Annotated in this window: 18 protein-coding genes, 1 other RNA gene, 2 pseudogenes and 1 riboswitch; of the genes and pseudogenes, 9 read left to right on the forward strand and 12 right to left on the reverse strand. The window is 46.3% G+C overall.

Features of this window, described 5'->3' with window-relative positions; genetic code table 11:
* Positions 1 to 20 precede the first annotated feature (20 nt).
* Complete coding sequence (locus ICN47_RS00240; RefSeq protein ID WP_216217924.1) at positions 21 to 1,544, forward strand: malonyl-CoA synthase; 1,524 nt, start codon at positions 21 to 23, stop codon at positions 1,542 to 1,544.
* A gap of 3 nt (positions 1,545 to 1,547) precedes the next feature.
* Here ICN47_RS00240 and ICN47_RS00245 read toward each other — a convergent pair whose 3' ends face one another.
* From ICN47_RS00245 to ICN47_RS00280, 8 genes and pseudogenes are all read right to left on the reverse strand, one after another.
* Positions 1,548 to 2,366, reverse strand: coding sequence for a sulfite exporter TauE/SafE family protein (locus tag ICN47_RS00245; RefSeq protein ID WP_216217925.1), 819 nt, complete (start codon positions 2,364 to 2,366; stop codon positions 1,548 to 1,550).
* Positions 2,367 to 2,585, reverse strand: a non-coding RNA gene (gene ssrS, locus ICN47_RS00250) — 6S RNA.
* Positions 2,586 to 2,684: 99 nt separating this feature from the next.
* Positions 2,685 to 2,906, reverse strand: a pseudogene (locus tag ICN47_RS13070) (cell division protein ZapA); the annotation flags it as partial.
* The gene (locus tag ICN47_RS00260; RefSeq protein ID WP_216217926.1) at positions 2,881 to 3,168 is read right to left on the reverse strand and encodes a hypothetical protein; all 288 of its coding nucleotides are present in this window, start codon (positions 3,166 to 3,168) and stop codon (positions 2,881 to 2,883) included. The gene ICN47_RS00260 and the pseudogene ICN47_RS13070, both read right to left, overlap by 26 nt.
* 42 nt (positions 3,169 to 3,210) lie before the next feature.
* Positions 3,211 to 3,969, reverse strand: coding sequence for an ABC transporter ATP-binding protein (locus tag ICN47_RS00265; RefSeq protein WP_216217927.1), 759 nt, complete (start codon positions 3,967 to 3,969; stop codon positions 3,211 to 3,213).
* Positions 3,966 to 4,886, reverse strand: a complete 921-nt coding sequence (locus ICN47_RS00270) for an iron ABC transporter permease (RefSeq protein WP_255538862.1) — start codon at positions 4,884 to 4,886, stop codon at positions 3,966 to 3,968. Before ICN47_RS00270 ends, ICN47_RS00265 begins: the two co-directional genes overlap by 4 nt.
* Positions 4,887 to 4,945: 59 nt before the next feature.
* On the reverse strand, positions 4,946 to 5,839 hold the full coding sequence (locus tag ICN47_RS00275) for an ABC transporter substrate-binding protein (RefSeq protein ID WP_216217929.1): 894 nt from the start codon (positions 5,837 to 5,839) through the stop codon (positions 4,946 to 4,948).
* 4 nt (positions 5,840 to 5,843) lie between these two features.
* Positions 5,844 to 7,802, reverse strand: coding sequence for a TonB-dependent receptor domain-containing protein (locus ICN47_RS00280; protein WP_216217930.1), 1,959 nt, complete (start codon positions 7,800 to 7,802; stop codon positions 5,844 to 5,846).
* Between the two features lie 142 nt (positions 7,803 to 7,944).
* Positions 7,945 to 8,159: riboswitch (cobalamin riboswitch) on the reverse strand.
* A 72-nt stretch (positions 8,160 to 8,231) separates the two neighbouring features.
* On the opposite strand from ICN47_RS00280, the gene ICN47_RS00285 reads away from it, so the two are divergent.
* From ICN47_RS00285 to ICN47_RS00310, 6 genes are all read left to right on the forward strand, one after another.
* Positions 8,232 to 8,849 carry a Crp/Fnr family transcriptional regulator gene (locus ICN47_RS00285; protein WP_216217931.1) on the forward strand — a complete coding sequence of 206 codons (618 nt, stop codon included), beginning with the start codon at positions 8,232 to 8,234 and terminating at the stop codon, positions 8,847 to 8,849.
* Between the two features lie 202 nt (positions 8,850 to 9,051).
* Positions 9,052 to 10,761: an oxalyl-CoA decarboxylase gene (oxc, locus tag ICN47_RS00290; protein WP_216217932.1), complete on the forward strand. Its 1,710-nt coding sequence runs from the start codon at positions 9,052 to 9,054 to the stop codon at positions 10,759 to 10,761.
* 87 nt (positions 10,762 to 10,848) lie between these two features.
* On the forward strand, positions 10,849 to 12,099 hold the full coding sequence (frc, locus tag ICN47_RS00295) for a formyl-CoA transferase (RefSeq protein ID WP_216217933.1): 1,251 nt from the start codon (positions 10,849 to 10,851) through the stop codon (positions 12,097 to 12,099).
* Positions 12,100 to 12,193: 94 nt separating this feature from the next.
* Positions 12,194 to 12,622, forward strand: a complete 429-nt coding sequence (locus ICN47_RS00300; protein ID WP_216217934.1) for a PAS domain S-box protein — start codon at positions 12,194 to 12,196, stop codon at positions 12,620 to 12,622.
* Between the two features lie 127 nt (positions 12,623 to 12,749).
* Entirely contained in the window at positions 12,750 to 13,997 is a 1,248-nt protein-coding gene (gene frc, locus ICN47_RS00305) for a formyl-CoA transferase (RefSeq protein WP_216217935.1), read from the forward strand.
* Between the two features lies 1 nt (position 13,998).
* The gene (locus tag ICN47_RS00310; protein ID WP_216217936.1) at positions 13,999 to 14,931 is read left to right on the forward strand and encodes a methionyl-tRNA formyltransferase; all 933 of its coding nucleotides are present in this window, start codon (positions 13,999 to 14,001) and stop codon (positions 14,929 to 14,931) included.
* An 11-nt stretch (positions 14,932 to 14,942) separates the two neighbouring features.
* Here the strand turns inward: ICN47_RS00310 and panC are convergent, their stop codons facing one another.
* The 4 genes and pseudogenes from panC to metG form a co-directional block, all read right to left on the reverse strand.
* Positions 14,943 to 15,794 carry a pantoate--beta-alanine ligase gene (gene panC / locus ICN47_RS00315; protein WP_216217937.1) on the reverse strand — a complete coding sequence of 284 codons (852 nt, stop codon included), beginning with the start codon at positions 15,792 to 15,794 and terminating at the stop codon, positions 14,943 to 14,945.
* Positions 15,791 to 16,666 carry a ScpA family protein gene (locus tag ICN47_RS00320; RefSeq protein WP_216217938.1) on the reverse strand — a complete coding sequence of 292 codons (876 nt, stop codon included), beginning with the start codon at positions 16,664 to 16,666 and terminating at the stop codon, positions 15,791 to 15,793. Before ICN47_RS00320 ends, panC begins: the two co-directional genes overlap by 4 nt.
* Positions 16,659 to 16,847 carry a DUF3460 family protein gene (locus ICN47_RS00325; RefSeq protein ID WP_216217939.1) on the reverse strand — a complete coding sequence of 63 codons (189 nt, stop codon included), beginning with the start codon at positions 16,845 to 16,847 and terminating at the stop codon, positions 16,659 to 16,661. The genes ICN47_RS00320 and ICN47_RS00325 overlap by 8 nt, the downstream gene beginning before the upstream one ends.
* 109 nt (positions 16,848 to 16,956) lie before the next feature.
* Positions 16,957 to 18,621 (reverse strand): annotated as a pseudogene (gene metG, locus ICN47_RS00330) (methionine--tRNA ligase); the annotation flags it as partial.
* Positions 18,622 to 18,786: 165 nt separating this feature from the next.
* Here metG and ICN47_RS00335 point away from each other — a divergent pair.
* Both ICN47_RS00335 and dcd read left to right on the forward strand, forming a co-directional pair.
* Positions 18,787 to 19,641 (forward strand): formate dehydrogenase accessory sulfurtransferase FdhD, encoded by an 855-nt coding sequence (locus ICN47_RS00335; RefSeq protein ID WP_216217941.1) that lies wholly within the window; start codon positions 18,787 to 18,789, stop codon positions 19,639 to 19,641.
* A gap of 48 nt (positions 19,642 to 19,689) precedes the next feature.
* Positions 19,690 to 20,256 carry a dCTP deaminase gene (dcd, locus tag ICN47_RS00340; protein WP_071464932.1) on the forward strand — a complete coding sequence of 189 codons (567 nt, stop codon included), beginning with the start codon at positions 19,690 to 19,692 and terminating at the stop codon, positions 20,254 to 20,256.
* The last annotated feature ends 12 nt before the right edge of the window (positions 20,257 to 20,268 follow it).

Consider the following 20,268-nt stretch of genomic DNA (forward strand, 5'->3'; position numbering starts at 1 on the left):
TTTGACTGAGGAATGTTTTCATGAATTTGTATTCGTTGCTGGAAAAAGGTTTTCCAAAAGATAAAAAAGCATGTGCTCTTGAAACGCATGATGGCTTGTATTACTCCTGGAGTGATCTTGAGCGCGCCACTGCCAAGATGGCAAATTTACTCAAGGGTCTTAAGCTCCCCGCCGGTGCAAGGGTGGCGGTGCAGGTAGAAAAGTCACCTGAGGCGCTGTTTTTGTATTTAGCAACCATTCGTGCGGGCTATGTATACCTTCCTTTAAATACCGCTTACCAAGCAGCTGAAATTCAATACTTCCTGGAGAATGCCGAGCCAGCAGTGGTGGTATGCAGCAGCAAGAATTTCTCTTGGGTATCTAAGGTGGCCTTTAAAGAAGGTACTAAGCATGTCTTTACCTTGGATGAGGATCGTACCGGAACCTTATTGGAGCGCGCAGGTGGTCTAAGCGATCAATTCAAAACGGTCGCTGCCAAAGATGATGACCTCGCAGCTATTTTGTATACCTCTGGTACGACTGGCCGTAGCAAGGGCGCTATGCTCACGCACAAAAATCTGGGTAGCAATGCTCAGGTATTGCAAAAATTTTGGGGTTGGAAAAAAGGCGATGTGCTCTTGCATGCTTTGCCAATCTTTCACGTTCACGGTTTATTTGTAGCAGCCCATGGCGCACTGATTAATGGTAGCAAGATGATTTGGTTGCCACGCCTCGATACTGCGCAGCTCATCAAGCATATGCCTGCATCCACAGTCATGATGGGCGTACCAACATTTTATGTTCGCTTGTTGGCTGATAAGACGTTCACCAAGCAAGTAACACGCAATATGCGTTTATTCATTTCAGGTTCTGCACCTTTATTGACTGAGACCTTTAACACTTTCAAAGAAGTGATTGGCCAGCCGATTCTCGAGCGCTACGGCATGAGTGAGACCGTGATGCTGGTTTCCAACCCTTATCAAGGTAAACGTGTCGGTGGCTCTGTTGGTTTACCACTACCTGGAGTTAAGGTCCGCGTTGTTGGTGAAGATGGCAAGCCATGTAAGGTAAATGAAATTGGTAGTATCCAAGTCAAAGGCCCGAACGTATTTAAGGGCTACTGGCGCATGCCGGAGAAGACTGCCGAAGAGTTCACTAAAGATGGTTGGTTTAAGACTGGTGACGTTGGCCGCTGGGGCGGTGATGCAAATGGCGGTAAAGCGCCTCAGGAATACTTATGCATCGTTGGCCGCAGCAAGGATCTGATTATTTCCGGTGGCTATAACGTCTATCCTAAGGAAATCGAAGGCTTTATCGACGATATGGATGGTGTGGATGAGAGCGCTGTTATCGGCATTCCACATCCTGATTTTGGTGAGGCCGTAATGGCAGTCGTTGTGCCCAAGGCTGGAGCCAAACTCAATGCCGAAGCGATGATTACTACTTTGAAATCACAAATTGCAAACTTCAAGATTCCGAAGCGTTTAGAAATTGTTGCTGACTTACCGCGTAATGCCATGGGTAAAGTGCAAAAGAATATTTTGCGTCAGCAATACACGAAGTAAGCTTTAGAAACCAAATGCCTTGCGGCTTTCATTAAACATGAAGGCTGCAAGGAAGAATAGCAAGATACCAAACACTCTTTTGAGTTGGGCGATATCGAGTTTTCTAGCCATCTTTGCGCCATAAGGGGCAGTAAAGATGCTTACCCCCACAATGCAGGCAACAGCCGGTAGGTAAACAAATCCTAGGGAGCCGCTGGGGAGATTCGGGTTTCCCCAACTGCCATACATATAGCCAATCGTAGCAGCCGCAGCAACTGGTAAACCTAGTCCAGATGAGGTTGCCATAGCAGTGTGTGGTTTGACGTTACACCAAAGCATGAAGGGTACTGTGATGAAAGCGCCGCCTGCACCCACCAAGCTGGCTAAAGCTCCTGCAAATGCTCCAAACGAAAATAGACCTAAGTTACCTGGCAGATCTCTACCTGCTTTAGGTTTCTTATTTAATAGCATCTGAATCGATGTGTAGACTATAAAAATAGCAAAGAATAGTGATAGCCAAGAAGTTTTGAGAGCCTCAAATAGTTCGCTGCCTCCAATGAGTCCGCCAAAAATCATTCCTGGGCTTAGTGAGGCAACTAACTTCCAGTCAATGGAGCCATGTTTGTGATGTGCCCAAATAGCAGAAGAGGTTGTGAACAAAATCGTGGCCATGCCAGTAGCAATCGCCATATGCACAATGACTGTTTGGCTAAAACCCAGATGATTAAAAACCAAAATCATGAAGGGCACCAAAAGCATTCCGCCGCCAATACCAAGAAGTCCTGCTAAAAATCCAGAGGCTGCGCCGCACAACATCAACATGAAGATGTCACTTAAAGACATGAATTCCCCGCCTTAGCCGCTAGGCCGTCATCCTGAACCCTAAGGTTCAAGGTGGAACGGCTACTCTGCTTTGGGTGCATTAAGCAGCTCAGGGAGTGACCAGCTCGAGGCTGGCACTGTGAACTATCGAAACGCTCACGCCCGCAAGGTAAAGATCGTTCCGGATGCTTGCGCATCGGTTCAAGGAACTATTGGCCTTGGCGAACCAGGCAGGGAAAGGGTTTGCATCAAAGTATCCACCTGCTCTTCAAGCGCGCGAATTTCGCCATGAAGTCGTGAAACCTCATTTGCGCTGACATTCGAAGAGGGGCTTTGCTGCGTTTCTAAATTTTGTAGTTTGATGAGATCGCCAGCAATTTTGAGTGCTGCCATCATACTAGCGCGTTCAATACTGCGGTTACCACCACCGATGGCCAGTTTGATTTGTTCATCTACAAGCACACAGGCCGCGCGCAAGAGTGGTTCATGTTCAGTGCTGGTGGCCAGAGTAATTTTTTGGCCAGCGAGAGTTACTTCAATGCGTTGTTGGCTCACTATCATCCTCTGGGTTATTTGGTGGAATAGCTTCACCAAGTAAATTCATTTGGCGACCATCACTTTGTTCTGGTAGGCGACTCAAAATATGCTGGATCCGTTTTTGAGCGTCTTCAATTTTGCCTTCAAGCTGAGTGCGGTTCTGATGAAGATTTTTAACGGCCTCAGTGATTAATTGAACTTTTTCGGATACGCGTTGAACGGATGCGCTTGCCGCATCTAAGTCAGCATCGTTATTGCTTTGGGGGAGTGTCGTTAGCTCGCTCATATTGGCATTGTAGCCTTAGGAAAAGCTGGGGTGGGGCGCTTTTCAGGCGGGAAGGCTAACCCATTCATTCCCAAGCTTTTCTAGGCGAATACGACCCTCGAAAAGCGCAATTAGGGCTTGTTGGGTGGCAGGGTCATTGCTTGCGCCCGCAAAATGCAATTTTCCTTGGCCAATCATGATGATATGGTCGGCCCTCAGGGCATATTGAACTTCATGTAAGACGGTGACTAGCGTTTTACCCTGGGCAAGAAGCTCGCTTTGCCACTTGAGCCAGTCTGCTTGATGCGGGGGATCAAGGTTGGCTAATGGTTCATCCATCAGTAAGATCTCTGCCTCTACTGCCAACAGACGAGCAAGTAAGACGCGCTGCTTTTCTCCTCCGGAGAGTTCATGTAGATAACGGGTAGCAATTGATTGTGTATGGGTTTTGATTAAGACTTGCTGTACTACCTGATGATCTCTATCGCTCGGTAGGTGAAGCCATCCTTGATGCGGAATGCGGCCTAACATGACAGTGTCGTAAACCGTCAGCTCGCTAAATTCTTCAGCAGCATCATTATTTTGCGCTAGCCACGCAATCGTTCTTGCACGCGCTTTACTACTCAGGGTTTGGATATCAATCCCATCAATACTGATCCGACCTTGAATAGGGAGGATATTAGTAATACCTTGGAGGAGGGAGGACTTCCCTGCGCCATTGGGCCCAACAATGCTAGTCCATTTTCCTTTTGGAATTTCGATGGAAAGATTGCGTAGGACCTCACAGGGGCCGCGATATACGCTCAGGTCTTGGAGTTTCATTTCCTCATTCCAATCTGCCCGCGACGCAAGAGAAAGAGAAGGTAACTTCCACCCAGTACGGCAGTAATGATGCCAACTGGAATCTCCATGGGGGCAAAAAGACTCCGCGCTAGAAGATCAGATCCTAAGAGCAAAATACCACCGGAAATAGTGGAGAGCATGAGTTGCGCTCGTTGACGTCCACCAGAAATATGGCGTACTAAATGGGGGGCAGCTAGTCCAACAAATGCAATCAAGCCCGTTTGCGCCACTGCAAATCCTGTTGCTAAAGCTAAGACTGCGATTAATAAGAGTCGAAGTTGATCTAAGGGCAGCCCTAAAGTGCGCGCAGTATTTTCGCCAAGCGAGAGCGCACTTAATACGGGGCTGAGCAATAGAGTGAGGAGTACGCAGATTACTAAAGCGATCCCCATCAGGAGTGTGGCGTTCCAAGTAATCAATGCGGTATTACCCAGCATGAATGATTGAAGGCTTTGATATAAATCTGGGCGAACAAAAGTGAGAAGGGAGTTGGCGGCACCAAAGATCACGCCAATGACTACACCAGAGAGTAAAAGGCGCAATGAACTTTTATAACCACCTGCCAATAAGAGGGCAGTTAAAACGCCAAATAAAGCACCAATAAATGCTCCACCATTGATGCCGATCAGAGTAATGAGAGAGGGCTCTCCAACATAAGAGAGGCACAGAATTATTCCAACACCTAGTAGTGCACCCGAAGCACTTCCCAGTAAATAGGGGTCCGCCAACGGATTACGAAATAAACTTTGGGCAATAGCGCCAGCCAAGCCGAGCAATGCTCCCGCAAGATATGCGCCAATAGATCTTGGTAAGCGGATTTCATAAAGAATAGTGCGATTCGCGTCTGCAAAATGCCAATCGACACCGGTGCTCCCAAGAATACTTCCAAGTGCCATGAGTGCTGCACTAAGACTGAGTAGGATAATTAGCTTGAGAGGTAGTTGATTGGATGGCATCACTTAGCTAATGATACTTTTTCTGCAATGCATTGCGAGAGTATGAGGGCTGCTTGACCCATTCTTGGGCCTGGCCTGACGAGAATATCGCTTTGTTCTTTGCTAAAGGCACAGATGCGATCTTTGCTAATCGCTGGAATAGAACTCCAGCCTGGACGTTTTTTCATGTCAGCAAGTCTCGTTTCACTCAGCATGATGATGTCTGGTTTAGCTTGCACTACAAACTCAGGATTAATTTTTGGAAATGTACCTAGGGAATCAGGAATGATGTTGTTGAGTTCGAGCCTGCTTAATAGTTCGCCAATAAAAGAAGTACGTCCTGCGGCATAGGGAGCAGAATTCACTTCAAAATACACCTTCATATTTTTCTGAGAGCCATCTAGCTGTTTATTGGCCCGGGTAATTTCCGCTTGAATTTGTTTCCATACCCTGTCGGATTCATTGCTGCCCAAAGCTAGCCCCATTTTTTGTAAGGCGCGCTCTTCATCCGCCATGGTTTTAATATCAAAGGTCATTACGGGAATATTCAATCCCTCTAAGCGCGCAATGATGGGCGATGATCTGTCTACAAGAACCAGATCGGGCTTGAGTTGTACGATGCCTTCTAAATTGCTATCGCTGATGCCACCGAGTTTGGGTAAGGTTTGGATTGATAGCGGCCAATTTGAGAAGCGATCAATACCTACGAGATTGCTGCATTTTCCAAGGGCACAAATAGATTCCGTCAGAGATGGCAAAAGACTGATTAAGCGTTGGGGTGGAGAGTTTAGGGCAATCGACTTACCGCGATCATCTATTACTTGGATCGCTGCCTGAGTGAGGCATAAAAATCCAAACAACACTACACCTAAACATAGTTTGAGTGATGAGTAAGGCAGTGTTATGTGTTTCATGGTGTTACTTCATGGCGTAACGGGCGCCAATGTAGATATTGGATCCAGGAGTGTTATATCCATAAGTTAATTGATAGTCCTTATTGGTAACGTTGTTCCAGCGTCCAAAAATGCTCCAATCTTTAGTTACATCATAGTTTGTATATAGATTGAAGATCGCATATCCACCAAGTCCAGTATTGCCATAGTCATAGCGTTGCCCAGAGAAGGTTACGCCAGCACCCGTTGTCAAAGAACCTGCACGATATTCCACAGCAGCGTTACCAAACTGACGAGCACGCTTTAATAGTACTGTGCCAGTATTTTGGTTAATCGGATTTTGTTGGTCAAAAGAACCCTTCACATTGAAGTTATCTAATTGCTTGCTAGCGCCCAAGGAGGCACCATTAATTTTGGCATTAGCCACATTTGATGCGCAACCAAAATATCCCGGAGGACAACCAATACTGGAGTATTGAATTAAGTTCGTAATGGTGTTGGTATATCCGACTAAGTGCAATTCATAAGTGGCCTCTTCGTAATGAAGGCCAGCTTCGGTATTCCGGCTCTTTTCAGCTTGCAAGGAAGGGTTGCCATAGCCTGGATAGTACAAGTCATTGAAGGTAGGAGGTCTAAAGCCAGTGCTGTAGTTGATATTTCCTCTGAAGGCTTTAGTGAAGAAGTAACCATACGCAGCGCCTCCAGTCGTTTGACTGCCATAGCCTGTAATGTTGTCATTACGCAGCGATAGGTTTGCTAAATGCGCACCACGTTTTAATTGGTAGGCACCTGCTACAGAATTTGTATTACGCGTTTGATTAAAGTTTTCTGGCAAATACGTCGTGTTGTAATTTATTTGATTCGTGAACACGTTTTGTGATCTTCTCTCACCTAAAATTTGCAGTAAATCCGGTCCGATTGCAATGTCGTTTTGCCAAGTCAAAATATTTTGTTTGGTGTTATTCACGGGATTGGTAGTTGGTGTTAACTGCTGACCGTTATCAATGGATTGGGCTGCCTGCAAAAGACTCTTCCAGCTTTGAGTCAGTTGATTCTTGGAGTAAACAGAATAGGTTCCCAGATCATTAATGTTGTTCATGGTTGCGGGAGCATATGTATCTGGAGCATTGCCTGGGTATTGATTGTTTAAGCGACTTTGTAAAAATTGCACGCCCAACTCTTGGCCCTGCATCCACTCTTGCGATGCTCTACCAGTAATGCTGTCTTGTCCATAGCCGGTTCTATTAGTTGGTAATGCGCCATAGAAGCAGTTTTTAGCGATGGATTTTTTGGACTGCGTACTTGGGTTGCAGGGATTGTTATCTGCGACAGTATTAAATCCCATAGATAAGTTTTGACTGGCGCTTAATGAATAGCGAATTTTTTGTTCGCCTTCAGTGGCGCCATAAATACTGGCTTCTGTAATCGTGGTGCCATAAGTGCCGTAACCAGTAGAAGCGCTTACCTTGGCTGGACCCTCTCCTTGTTTGGTAAAAATCTGCACTACACCGCCAATAGCATCGGCACCATAGAGACTACTTTGTGGTCCAAAAATAATTTCAATATGATCAATCAGCGCTAGTGGAATGGCTTGCCAACTAGGGCCACCGGTAAATCCAGAATCAGTGCGTACACCATCAATCAGAACTAAGCTTTGTGCATTGCTAGTGCCGCGCAAAAATACGCTGGCGATAGAGCCACCGGTGCCGTAGCTTGAAATCTCAACACCACGCTGTCTTTGGAGTAATTCAACTAAGCTGGTCTGGCCTGCTTGAGCTATTTCTTCTGGGCCAATGTAATCGTAATCAGCGAGCACATTGCTAGCTGCTGTTGGGGTCCTATTGGCCGTCACGATGACCGGGTTCATGGTGTTGGGTCCCACTGAAACCGAGACATTCGAGCTTTGAGCTTGTGTGAGACTGCTAAGTAATGCCGTACTAAGAATTGCGCTAATTAGGGCTAAGCGCATTTTGGATTGATTCATGGTTGCTTTCTGTTATCGATTGCCTGGCTAACTTCCCCGTTAGCCGGGTCGAACAGAATTTCGCAAGTGGGGGATCGAGCGTCAATTAGGCGGCCAACCGAAGGGTAGGGCGCTGTCATCGGCGCGCGAAGGTCCCCGTCCGCAAAATTCCACCTGTCTTGGCCGGTATCCGGGCTAGTAAATCTCAGAATCTGGCCTTCCCATGCATTGACGCGCACAGTGGCTTTTTCAGACTCCTGACGCCTTTACCTTGAGATAAAGGTGCATTTACTTACCGTTGCGGGGGCAGCACACGTTTAGTGTTTCCCGTTTAACTTTATTGCATTGCAATAAAGCACCACGACCCCTCAATTCTAGCGTATGACGTATTCGCGACCCCACTTTTTGGCACAAAAAAGCCTACAATACAAGGTCTAGGATGAAGGATTCATGACCGTATTAGATAAGCACCCCGAAAAAAACCTGATTCGCCTGCAACTCAGTCAAAACGCTGTACTGAAGAGCTTGGATCCGGCGGCCATGGCTGATTTAGAGCGTCATCTAGAGATTTCAGACCTCAAAAAATCAGAAATATTGCTACATCAAGGTGATCACCAAATGGAGCAGTACTTTGTTTTAGATGGCATTCTCAAGCGGATTGTTTCTAGCTCTGATGCAAAAGAGATGATTTTGCGTTTTGCGATCGAAAAAGATATCGAAACAAGCTATGCAGCGTGGCGCCTTAAAACAGCAGCCCCTTACAGCATTGCCTGTGTCACCAAGGCCCGTGTGGCGCGCATGCCCCTTATGAAGTGGGCTGAATTCTTAGAAGAGCACAAGCCACTCAAAGAAAGCTTTGAGTTTGAAGTGATGCGACTCATGAGTGAAATCATGGCGCACACCATTACGTTGCACATGCTCGATGCGCCTGGTCGAGTAGAGCGCTTTTTACGGAAATATGAGGACTTATTTGAGCTTCTCCCTAAAAAAGAGCTGGCGGCATATCTAAATCTCTCTCCTGAGACTCTGAGTCGCCTCAAAACCAAGCATAAAGAGCTTTTTATCTAGGCAATACCGCTTTGGGACGCGGGATTTAGGGGAAATTGACCAAAGTCAATGATCATCCTAACCCCCAAGCCTAATATTCATTTCTGCCTAAGCCGGGTTGAAACTCGGTGTGCCATAAATAACTAAATTGGAGACAAATAGCGAAAGCGAAATTACAGCGGTTGCTAAGTTAAGCGCCCTTTGTGATTTATAAAAAATTTCTATGACAACAGATAACCAAAACACACAATTAACCGACGGCTTTCATCTTGTAATTGATGCCTTAAAGGCAAACGACCTCAATACTATTTTTGGTCTCGTTGGAATTCCAATTACTGACCTTTGCCGTCTAGCTCAAGCTGAGGGTTTACGCTTTATTGGTTTCCGTCACGAGCAGCATGCCGGTAATGCAGCTGCAATTGCCGGTTACATGACGCAGAAGCCTGGTATTTGCATGACCGTTTCTGCGCCTGGATTCTTAAATGGTTTAACAGCGCTTGCTAATGCAACCGTCAACTGCTTCCCAATGATTTTGATTAGCGGCTCTAGTGAGCGTGAAATCGTTGACTTGCAACAGGGTGACTATGAAGAAATGGATCAGCTCAATGCAGCTAAGCCATATTGCAAAGCTGCTTACCGTATTAATCATATTGAAGATATCGGCATTGGTTTTGCTCGCGCCATTCGTGCTGCTGTATCTGGTCGCCCAGGTGGCGTGTACTTAGATTTGCCAGCGCAGTTATTGGCACAAACTATGCCAGTTGAAGAAGCGAAGAAATCTATTTTCAAAGTAATTGATCCAGTACCTCGCCAGATCCCAGCGGCTGATGCTGTTGAGCGCGCCTTAAACGTGTTGAAGGGCGCAAAGCGTCCGTTGATTCTGTTGGGTAAAGGAGCTGCATATGCTCAAGCTGATGCTGATATCCGTGCTTTGATTGAGAAGTCTGGTATTCCTTACTTACCAATGTCGATGGCAAAAGGGTTGTTGCCTGATAACCATCCGCAGTCAGCTTCTGCGGCGCGTTCATTTGTATTGGCTGAGGCTGATGCGGTGATGTTGGTTGGAGCGCGCTTGAACTGGTTGCTCGCACACGGTAAGGGCAAGACCTGGGGTAAAGACCCTAAGAAATTTATCCAGATCGATATCCAAGCAAACGAAGTCGATAGCAACGTTCAAATTGATGCACCACTGATTGGTGATATCGGTTCTTGCGTTGGCGAACTCTTAAAAGGTATCGCTGCTGTTCCTAAGCCAAGTGCTGAGTGGATTACTGCAATTACGGAGAAGAAAGATAAGAACACTGCGAAGATGGCAGAGACATTGGCTAAAGAAGCAAATCCAATGAACTTCCATGGTGCTCTGCGCGTGATTCGTGATGTGATCAAGAAGAACCCCGACGTCAACTTGGTAAATGAAGGTGCAAATACACTTGACTATTGCCGTGCAATTGTTGATATGTATAAGCCTCGTAAGCGTTTTGACTCTGGTACCTGGGGCATTATGGGTATTGGTATGGGCTATGCTATTGGTGCTGCTGTAACCAGCGGCCTACCAACCGTAGCAGTTGAGGGCGATAGCGCATTCGGCTTTAGCGGTATGGAGCTCGAAACCATTTGCCGTTACAACTTGCCAATCACGACAGTTGTTTTCAATAACAATGGCGTATACCGCGGTACTGATGTGAACCCAACGGGTGGTGCTGATGTTGCGCCGACAGTGTTTGTCAAAAACGCACGTTACGACAAGATGATTGAAGCATTTGGTGGAGTGGGTTATTACGTGACTACTCCAGCGGAATTAGAAGCAGCGTTAACAGAAGCGATTGCTGCCGGTAAACCAGCCCTCATCAATGCTGTTATTGATGAAACCGCAGGTACTGAAAGTGGACGTTTAACAAACTTAAACCCATCTACTGCAGCTGCTAAGAAATAAGATTCTAAGTAACGAAACAGTAATAAAAAGTTAATATTTTTAGACTAAATTAAGTAATAAATAAGAAACACTCAAGGAGAAATAAACATGACTAAACCATTAGACGGTATTCGTATCATTGACTTCACCCACGTACAAGCAGGTCCTGCATGTACTCAGCTTTTGGCTTGGTATGGTGCTGACGTGATTAAAGTTGAGCGTCCAGGCTCTGGCGATGTAACGCGTAGCCAGTTGCGCGATATTCCAGGTGCGGATGCTCTGTACTTCACTATGTTGAACGGTAACAAGCGTTCTTTGACATTGGATACCAAGACTCAAGAAGGTAAAGAAGTTTTGGAAAAGATGATCAAGACCTCTGACGTCATGGTTGAGAACTTTGGTCCAGGTGCTTTGGATCGCATGGGCTTTTCTTGGAAACGTATTCAAGAATTGAACCCAAAGATGATCATGGCTTCTGTAAAAGGCTTTAGCGATGGTCACTCATACGAAGATTTGAAAGTGTATGAGAACGTTGCTCAGTGTGCTGGTGGTGCTGCTTCTACTACCGGTTTCTGGGATGGTCCTCCTACAGTTTCTGCTGCTGCTTTGGGCGACTCCAATACTGGTATGCATTTGGCAATTGGTATTTTGACTGCATTGATGCAGCGTCAAAAAACAGGCAAAGGTCAAAAAGTTTCTTGCTCAATGCAAGATGCAGTATTGAATTTATGCCGTGTTAAGTTGCGCGATCAACAGCGTTTGGACAAAATTGGTTATTTGGAAGAATATCCACAGTACCCACACGGTACTTTCTCTGATGTAGTTCCACGTGGCGGTAACGCTGGTGGTGGCGGACAGCCAGGTTGGGTGTTGAAGTGTAAGGGTTGGGAAACAGATCCAAACGCATACATCTACTTCACTATTCAAGGGCACGCTTGGGAGCCAATCACACGTGCGATTGGTAAGCCAGAGTGGGCAACTGATCCAGCGTACATGACTGCTGAAGCTCGTCAAGATAAGATTTTTGACATCTTCGCAACAATTGAAGAGTGGCTCAAGGACAAGACTAAGTATGAAGCGGTGGACATCCTCCGCAAGTTTGATATTCCATGCGCCCCAGTTCTCTCTATGAAAGAATTGGCTGCATCACCTGACTTGCGCAAGAGCGGTTCGATTGTTGAAGTTGACCACAAGGTACGTGGTAAATATTTGACTATTGGTAGCCCAATCAAGTTCTCTGATTTGGAAATTGAAGTTGGTCCATCACCAGTATTGGGTGAGCACACTGATGAAGTGTTGGCTGACCTTGGCTACAGCGCTGACGATATCGCTAAGTTGCATACAGCCAAAGCAGTTTAATAACAATAAATCATTGCTGTTATTTGAAGGTGCTCCTCGTGGGCGCCTTTTTTATTTCTGCACTTTGCATTGAATATTTCTGTAGACTGAATGTATGAATACAAATATCGATTTACATCAACTGGTGGGGTGTATTGGCGACGCGATTGTGGTTGCAGATGCCGATGAAAAGATTGTGCTGTGGAATCCTGCAGCTACTCGCATCTTTGGATACTCTGAGGCTGAGGCGCTTGCAAGTACCTTAGATTTAATTGTTCCGGACCGTCAGCGACAAAAACACAATGAGGGTTACAGCAAGTCCATGGAGACTGGTACTACTCGTTATGGCGCCTCTCTTTTGAAGGTGCCTGCAAAGCACAAAGATGGCAGCACCATCTCCATAGCATTTACGGTAGGCATGCTTTTTGATGAAAATCACAAGGCAAATGGGGTGGTAGCAGTGATCCGTGATGAGACTGAGCGTTTCTCTCAGGAGCGCGCCCTAAAAAAACGCCTCGCCGAACTTGAAAACCCCCAGTCTTAACCCCATCTAGTCCTGATAAGGCTTTGGTGGAGCCTATGCCCAATAATTGGGCATGCCATATTTGCTGTATTTCCCCGCTGGTAAAATTGCTCCAATTCAAAATTTCATTCTTATTAGGACTTAAATCATGGCAAAAGCACTAGAAGGGGTCAAAATCCTCGACTTTACGCACGTACAATCTGGGCCAACTTGTACGCAGTTGTTGGCTTGGTTTGGAGCGGACGTTATTAAAGTAGAAAAATCGGGTGAGGGTGACGCAACGCGCGGTCAATTACGTGATATTCCAGATGCGGATAGTTTGTATTTCACGATGCTGAACCACAATAAGCGTTCCATTACGGTCAATACCAAAACCCAAAAGGGCAAAGAGATTCTTGAGCGCTTGATTAAAGAGTGTGACGTACTGGTAGAGAATTTCGCTCCTGGTGCATTAGATCGCATGGGTTTTTCTTGGGAACGTATTCAAGAGCTCAATCCGATGATGATCATGGCCTCAGTGAAGGGCTTTGGTCCCGGTCCTTATGAAGATTGCAAGGTATATGAGAACGTAGCGCAATGTGCTGGCGGTTCTGCATCTACAACGGGTTTTGATGATGGACCTCCGATGGTGACTGGTGCTCAAATTGGAGACAGTGGTACTGGTCTACATTTGGCTCTGGGTATTGTGACTGCGCTATATCAACGCACCCATTCTGGACGCGGTCAAAAAGTATTGGCAGCAATGCAAGACGCGGTATTGAACTTATGCCGTGTGAAGTTGCGTGATCAACAGCGTTTAGAGCGTGTTGGTGTGATGCAAGAGTATCCACAGTATCCAAACGGTGAGTTTGGCGATGCTGTACCCCGTGCTGGTAATGCCTCTGGTGGCGGCCAGCCTGGTTGGATCGTGAAATGTAAGGGTTGGGAAACCGATCCAAACTCTTACATGTATGTGATTGTGCAAGCCCCAGTTTGGGAAGCCATTTGCAAAGTCATTGGACGCGAAGATTGGATTACAGATGTGCGTTTTGCATCACCAATGGCGCGCTTACCTCATCTGATGGAAATCTTTGGTGAGATTGAAAAATGGACTATGACTAAGAATAAGTTTGAAGTCATGGATATTTTGAATAAGTACGACATTCCTTGCGGCCCAATTCTATCGATGAAAGAGATAGCTGAAGAGCCTTCCTTGCGCGAGACTGGTACCGTAGTTGAGGTAGACCATCCAATTCGCGGGAAGTACCTCACTGTTGGTAACCCAATTAAATTATCAGATAGCCCAACGGAAGTTGAGCGTTCACCTTTACTTGGTGAGCATACTGATGAGATTCTCAGTGAGCTGGGTTATTCCACTGATGAATTAATTTCATTACGTCACGATAAGGTAATCTAAGATGCGGGTTGCGTTGATTGGGAGTGCAGATTTTGGCAAGGCAGCATTGGAGGCTTTTTTAGAGCGCGGCGATGAAGTCGTTGCTGTTTTTTGCCCGCCTGACAATCCCAAATCTACTAAACCTGAAGTTCTTAAAGAGGCTGCAATTGCAAAGGGTATTAAGCCTTTGCAATTTGCTTCCCTGAAAGGCCCGGAGGCTTCTCAGGCCATGATTGATGCCAATGCTGATATCTGCGTTATGGCCTATGTACTGCAATTTGTGCCCCAGGAGTTGGTCAAGATTCCAAAGCACGGCACGATTCAATATCACCCATCACTTCTACCAAAATACCGTGGTCCTAGCGCTATTAACTGGGCAATTGCCTTAGGCGAAGAAAAAACTGGACTTACTATCTTCCGCCCCTCTGATGGTTTGGATGAAGGCGAGGTGATTTTGCAAAAAGAAGTGGCTATCGGCCCCGATGACACCCTCGGCAAAATATATTTTGATTACCTGTTTCCAGTTGGCATCACCGCTTTATTAGAAGCGGCTGATTTGGTGGTGGCAGGCAAACATCAAGAAGTTGTTCAAGATGAATCACAAGCAAATTACGAAGGATGGTTTGATGCTAATGCTGCCAAAATTCATTGGGCAACGCATATTGGTCAAATCTACAATTTGATTCGTGCCTGCAATCCAGCGCCAGGTGCCTGGATAAAGTTTGGCGAACAAAAGGTGCAGATCTATGATTGCCACAAGCATGTAGTAGCAACCTTTGGTGCGGTAAAGGGTAAGCCAGGCGAGATAACGCAGATTACTCTGGATTCATTCTTTGTGGCCTGTCACGGCGGACAAATAGAAGTGCTTAAAGCTAAAGGTGCAGCAGGTAAGGTGAGTGGTGCTGAATTAGCTAAAGAGCTTAATTTAGAAGTCGGGCAATTCTTCGCCCTTTAAATCTAACTAGATTAAATCTCTAGGTTATCAATCAAGCGCGTTTGACCAAGCTTAGCTGCCGTCAGAATGACTAGCGGCTCTCCAGCCTCCAGGCTTGCGTCGGTAGCTGGCGCTAAGTCGCTTTGCTGACGAATAGCAATGTAGTCTGGCACCCAGCCGCGCTCAGTCAGTTTTGCTTCAGCCAATTTTTCAATTTGGGTAAGCGCTTGGGTAGTGCGAGTTCCTAAATCGAGGACTTGGCTGCGCACCACTTGAAGCGCTTTTTGAAGCTCTGGCGCTTCAGCACGTTCTGCAGTTGTTAGGTAACCATTGCGTGAGGAAAGGGCTAGCCCATCTTCTGCACGAATCGTTTCACCAGGAATGATGTCTACTGGAAGTGCAAACTGTTTTGCCATTTGACGAATGATCATCAATTGTTGGTAATCTTTTTTCCCAAAGATTGCTACCTTCGGTTGTACGCATGAAAAGAGTTTCAAGACGACTGTACAGACGCCTTTGAAAAATCCAGGACGAAACTCACCTTCTAAGATATCGCCCAGCTGGTGAGGTGGGTCTACGCGATATTCCTGTGGCTGAGGATAGAGGTCACGCTCAGTTGGGGCGAATAATATGTAAACCCCTTCGCGCTCCAGCTTTTCAATATCATCTTGCATCGTGCGCGGATAACTATCGAAGTCTTCATTTGGGCCGAACTGTAAGCGATTGACGAAAATGCTCGCAACAACTGGATCACCATGTTGTCTGGCAAGACGCATGAGTGATAAATGACCTTCATGCAAATTGCCCATTGTTGGGACAAATGAGGCGCGGTTTTGCCCACGTAGATGGTCGCGTAATTCCTGTATATCGCTAATGATTTTCATGCAACAGGCGTGTAGGCAAGGCGAACATAGATTGGTGCATAGGGCTCGGCTTGGGTAATCTCCACCAACGCTTCGCGGGATAGTTCTAGCATTGCAATAAAGTTCACGATGACAACCGGTATGCCATTGCCAGATTTAATGGCATCCTCAAATAGCTCGCCAAACTCCACAAATTTAGTGCTTTGTAAGCGACGTAAGATGCGTGTCATAAAGTCACGAACCGATAATTCTTCACGAGTAATGGTGTGATGCTGATTCAGTTTTGCACGATGTAGGACATCACGCCAAGCCATCTGCAGATCATCCAAATTCACTTCTGGCCAAGTGATCGCAACTGTAGTGTCTACATAGCCGTGAGCAATTTGGAAATCACGCCCATGCTGTGGAATTTGATCAAGCTCTTGTGCGGCAAGCTTCATACGTTCGTATTCAAGTAGGCGACGAACTAATTCTGCGCGCGGATCTTCTACTTCTTCTTCGCTATCTGCTTTCTTCATCGGTAGCAGCATGCGAGACTTGATCTCAATGAGCATCGCTGCCATGAGTAAATATTCAGCAGCAAGCTCAAGATTGGTATGGCGAATCTGATCAATATAGCTAAGGTACTGTTGGGTTACCTGCGCCATAGGAATATCAAGAACATTGAAATTCTGCTTACGAATCAGGTAAAGCAATAGGTCTAGAGGTCCTTCGAATGCCTCTAGAAAAACTTCTAGCGCATCAGGCGGAATATAAAGATCGGTAGGAAGCTTGAAGAGGGGCTCGCCATATAGCTTGGCGAATGCCGATGACATCCCATCGGTAACTGCTGGGGTGCTATCTAATAGATCAGGTAATGGCTGAGCGCCTGACTCAATTCCCGGATTAGTCATTCGAGTAGACGTAAGCGCGTTGTTTCAATTTAGCGGCTTTTGCACGACGCTGATCTTCCACGCTTAAAGGTTCTTTATCCCAAAGCAGTGCGCGACCAGCTTGTTGGTCGGCTTCGAGGTTTGGCTTCTCGGTTTTCAGCTCGCTTAAGAACTGGGTGAATTCAGACTGGTATCTTGCCATGGCATATCCTAGAATACTCAATAAATTCAATGACTTATGACAATTCGTACACAAGTCATTGGGGGACTACAGCCACCATTATAGGGGCTTTTTAAGGCCTTTTTTACAAGTTTGCAGCCAGCAAAGCCTCAATTTGTGGGGCTTCCACTCGGGTCATGAGGTGCCTATAGGCATTGATGGGATTCTTGCTGGAAAGCGGGATAGCAATGTCACCCCAATTTAATGGCGTCAAGGACAGGAATTCTTCAACCCCAGCGGCAACTTGTGGAATCACAGGCTTGAGGTAGAGACTTAGCATCCGGAATGCTTCTAGGGTAATACTACAGACGCGCTGAAGATCCGCTTCGCGGGCAGGATCTTTGGCGATGTCCCAAGGTTTATTTTCATCTACGAAACCATTGACCTTATCTGCCAGCTCCATGATGGTACGCAAAGCCTTTGCATATTCACGGCTTTCATACAACTGCGCAATTTTGTCGCTTGCTCCAGCGATTTCTTTTAGCAATGGATCATTCATGGCTTCATCTGAAACGATGCCACCAAATCGCTTGACTAAAAATCCTGCGCTGCGACTCGCAATGTTGATGTATTTACCTAATAGATCGCTATTCACGCGAGCAACAAAGTCTTGAAGATTTAAATCTAAGTCTTCCATGCTGTCATTGAGTTTTGTTGCAAAGTAATAACGGAACCACTCTGGATTAAAGCCACATTCAATCACGCTGTTAGCGGAAATCAGAGTGCCACGTGACTTACTCATCTTCTCGCCATCTACGGTTAAGAAGCCATGAGCAAATACATTGGTTGGGGTGCGGTAGCCTGCAAACTTCAAGGTAGCCGGCCAGAACAATGTATGAAAATACAGAATATCTTTGCCAATAAAGTGGTACTGCTCCGTAGTGGTGTCAGGCTTGACCCACTCATCAAAGTTCATTCCCTTGGATTGGCAGTAATTCAGAAAGCTGGCGTAGTAACCAATTGGGGCGTCGAGCCATACGTAGAAGTACTTGCCAGGTGCGTCCGGGATCTCAAAGCCAAAGTAAGGGGCGTCACGGGAGATGTCCCAGTCGCCTAGCTTGCTCTCACCAGGTTGTCCAACCCATTCTTTCATCTTATTGCGGGCCTCGGGCTGCAATGGTGTTTTTACTTGAGTCCAGTCGCGCAAAAATTCTTCGCAACGCGGATCTGATAACTTAAAGAAGTAGTGATCAGAAATCTTTTTGATTGGCGTTGCACCGCTCACCACTGAAAAAGGATTTTTTAGATCGGTAGGTGAGTAAGTGGCACCACATTTTTCACAGTTGTCGCCGTATTGATCTTTAGCGCCACACTTAGGACACTCGCCTTTGATAAAGCGATCCGGTAAAAACATTTCTTTAACAGGATCGTAAGCTTGTTCGATGGCGCGCTTTTCAATGAGTCCAGCATCGCGTAATTTCAGGTAAATACTTTGCGATAGCTTTTCGTTTTCAGGACTATCGGTGGTGTGGTAGTTATCAAATGAAATGTGGAAGTTGTCAAAGTCGCGCTTATGCTCCTTCCAAACATTAGCAATCAGCTCCTTCGGGGTGAGACCTTCCTTTTCAGCGCGCAGCATGATGGGGGTGCCATGGGTATCATCAGCGCCGACGTAGTGAACCTCATGTCCACGCATCCGCTGAAAGCGAACCCAAATGTCAGTCTGTACATATTCCACTAAATGGCCAATATGAATTTGACCATTGGCATAAGGCAGGGCTGATGTGACTAGAAGGCGACGTGGGGAGCTACTCATGTAATGCGGACTTAAATAAGAAGATTAAATGGGATCAATGTAGGATTATGCTGGGTCTAATGTATTGATTAAGCAGTAATTTTAGTCTGCAGTTAAAGTAAAGCTCCGCAGAGCATCGATAAAGACCGATAAACTCTAATTTAAACCCGTTTTCGAAAGCGTTTTATGGCAGTAAAGCCTCATATCCAGATGTCAAATGCCTCCGTGCCCTTGGTGCATGAGGTGGAGGTTATGGATGAGATGGGGCGGACCAAGTTAACCCACGTTCCAGGGGAGCGTCCGCTGACCATTTATCTGGATAAGCGTGAAGTGGTTACCTTAATGACGCTCGGCAGTGCTCCTGAGGCTTTAGTTCTGGGTTATCTGAGAAATCAGCGCATGGTGGAATCTCCTGGCGATATCGAAAGTATTCAAGTGGATTGGGAGACTGATTCAGCTGCCGTTAAAACACGGCGCAGCACTGTTGATATTGATGCCTTGACGAGCAAGCGGGTCGTTACAACGGGGTGCGGGCAAGGCACCATGTTTGGTGGGTTAATGGACGAGATGTCCGAGATACAACTTCCAAATGGACCTCAGTTATCCCAAGAGGCAATTGTGGCTCTGGTAGATACCATTCGGGTTCATGACACAATTTACAAGAAGTCTGGGTCCGTTCATGCCTGTGCTGTCTTTGAACGACAGGGAGACCACTCCGTCAAGCTGCTGCACTTCATTGAAGATGTGGGTAGACATAACGCCGTTGATTCCATTTCGGGCTTGATGTGGTTAGCCGATAAGCCTGGCAAAGACTTGGTTTTCTTTACCACCGGACGACTTACCTCGGAGATGGTGATTAAGGGTGCTCAAATGGGTATTCCCTTCCTCCTAACGCGCTCTGGAGTCACTCTGATGGGTCTCGAGTTGGCCCGTAAAACCAATCTCACCATCTTGTCCCGCTGCTCAGGAAAACACTTCGAGATCTACAACGCCCCTGAGCGCGTAGTTTTTAGCCAAAATCCCTCATTTTTAGCTACCTAGGCCCTATAAATATTGGGCAGTCGTCGGCTAAGGTTTTACAATTCGGCCATGACTATTAAATCTGACCACTGGATCCGCCGCATGGGCGAGCAAGGCATGATCAGCCCATTTGAACCTGGGCAAGTTCGCCAAGACGCTGCCGGCAACAAAATCGTAAGTTATGGCACTTCAAGCTATGGCTATGACATTCGTTGTGCAGACGAATTCAAGATATTTACCAACATCAACAGCACAATTGTTGACCCTAAGAATTTCGATGAACAATCCTTTGTAGATTTCAAGGGTGATGTTTGCATCATTCCACCGAATTCTTTTGCATTAGCCAGGACCGTTGAGTACTTTAAGATTCCTCGTAGTGTTCTAACTGTCTGCGTTGGTAAGAGTACTTATGCGCGTTGCGGAATTATTGTGAACGTCACTCCATTCGAGCCTGAATGGGAAGGTTATGTGACTCTGGAATTTTCTAACACCACACCATTGCCTGCAAAAATTTACGCGGGTGAGGGATGTGCACAAGTATTGTTCTTTGAGAGTGATGAAGTTTGCGGAACCTCGTATAAAGATCGTGGTGGTAAGTATCAAGGTCAGCGGGGCGTAACCCTGCCTAAGACCTAAGCCATTTCCGGC

The organism is Polynucleobacter sp. AP-Latsch-80-C2 (genome assembly GCF_018882185.1).
In the GTDB taxonomy this organism is placed as follows: Bacteria; Pseudomonadota; Gammaproteobacteria; order Burkholderiales; family Burkholderiaceae; genus Polynucleobacter.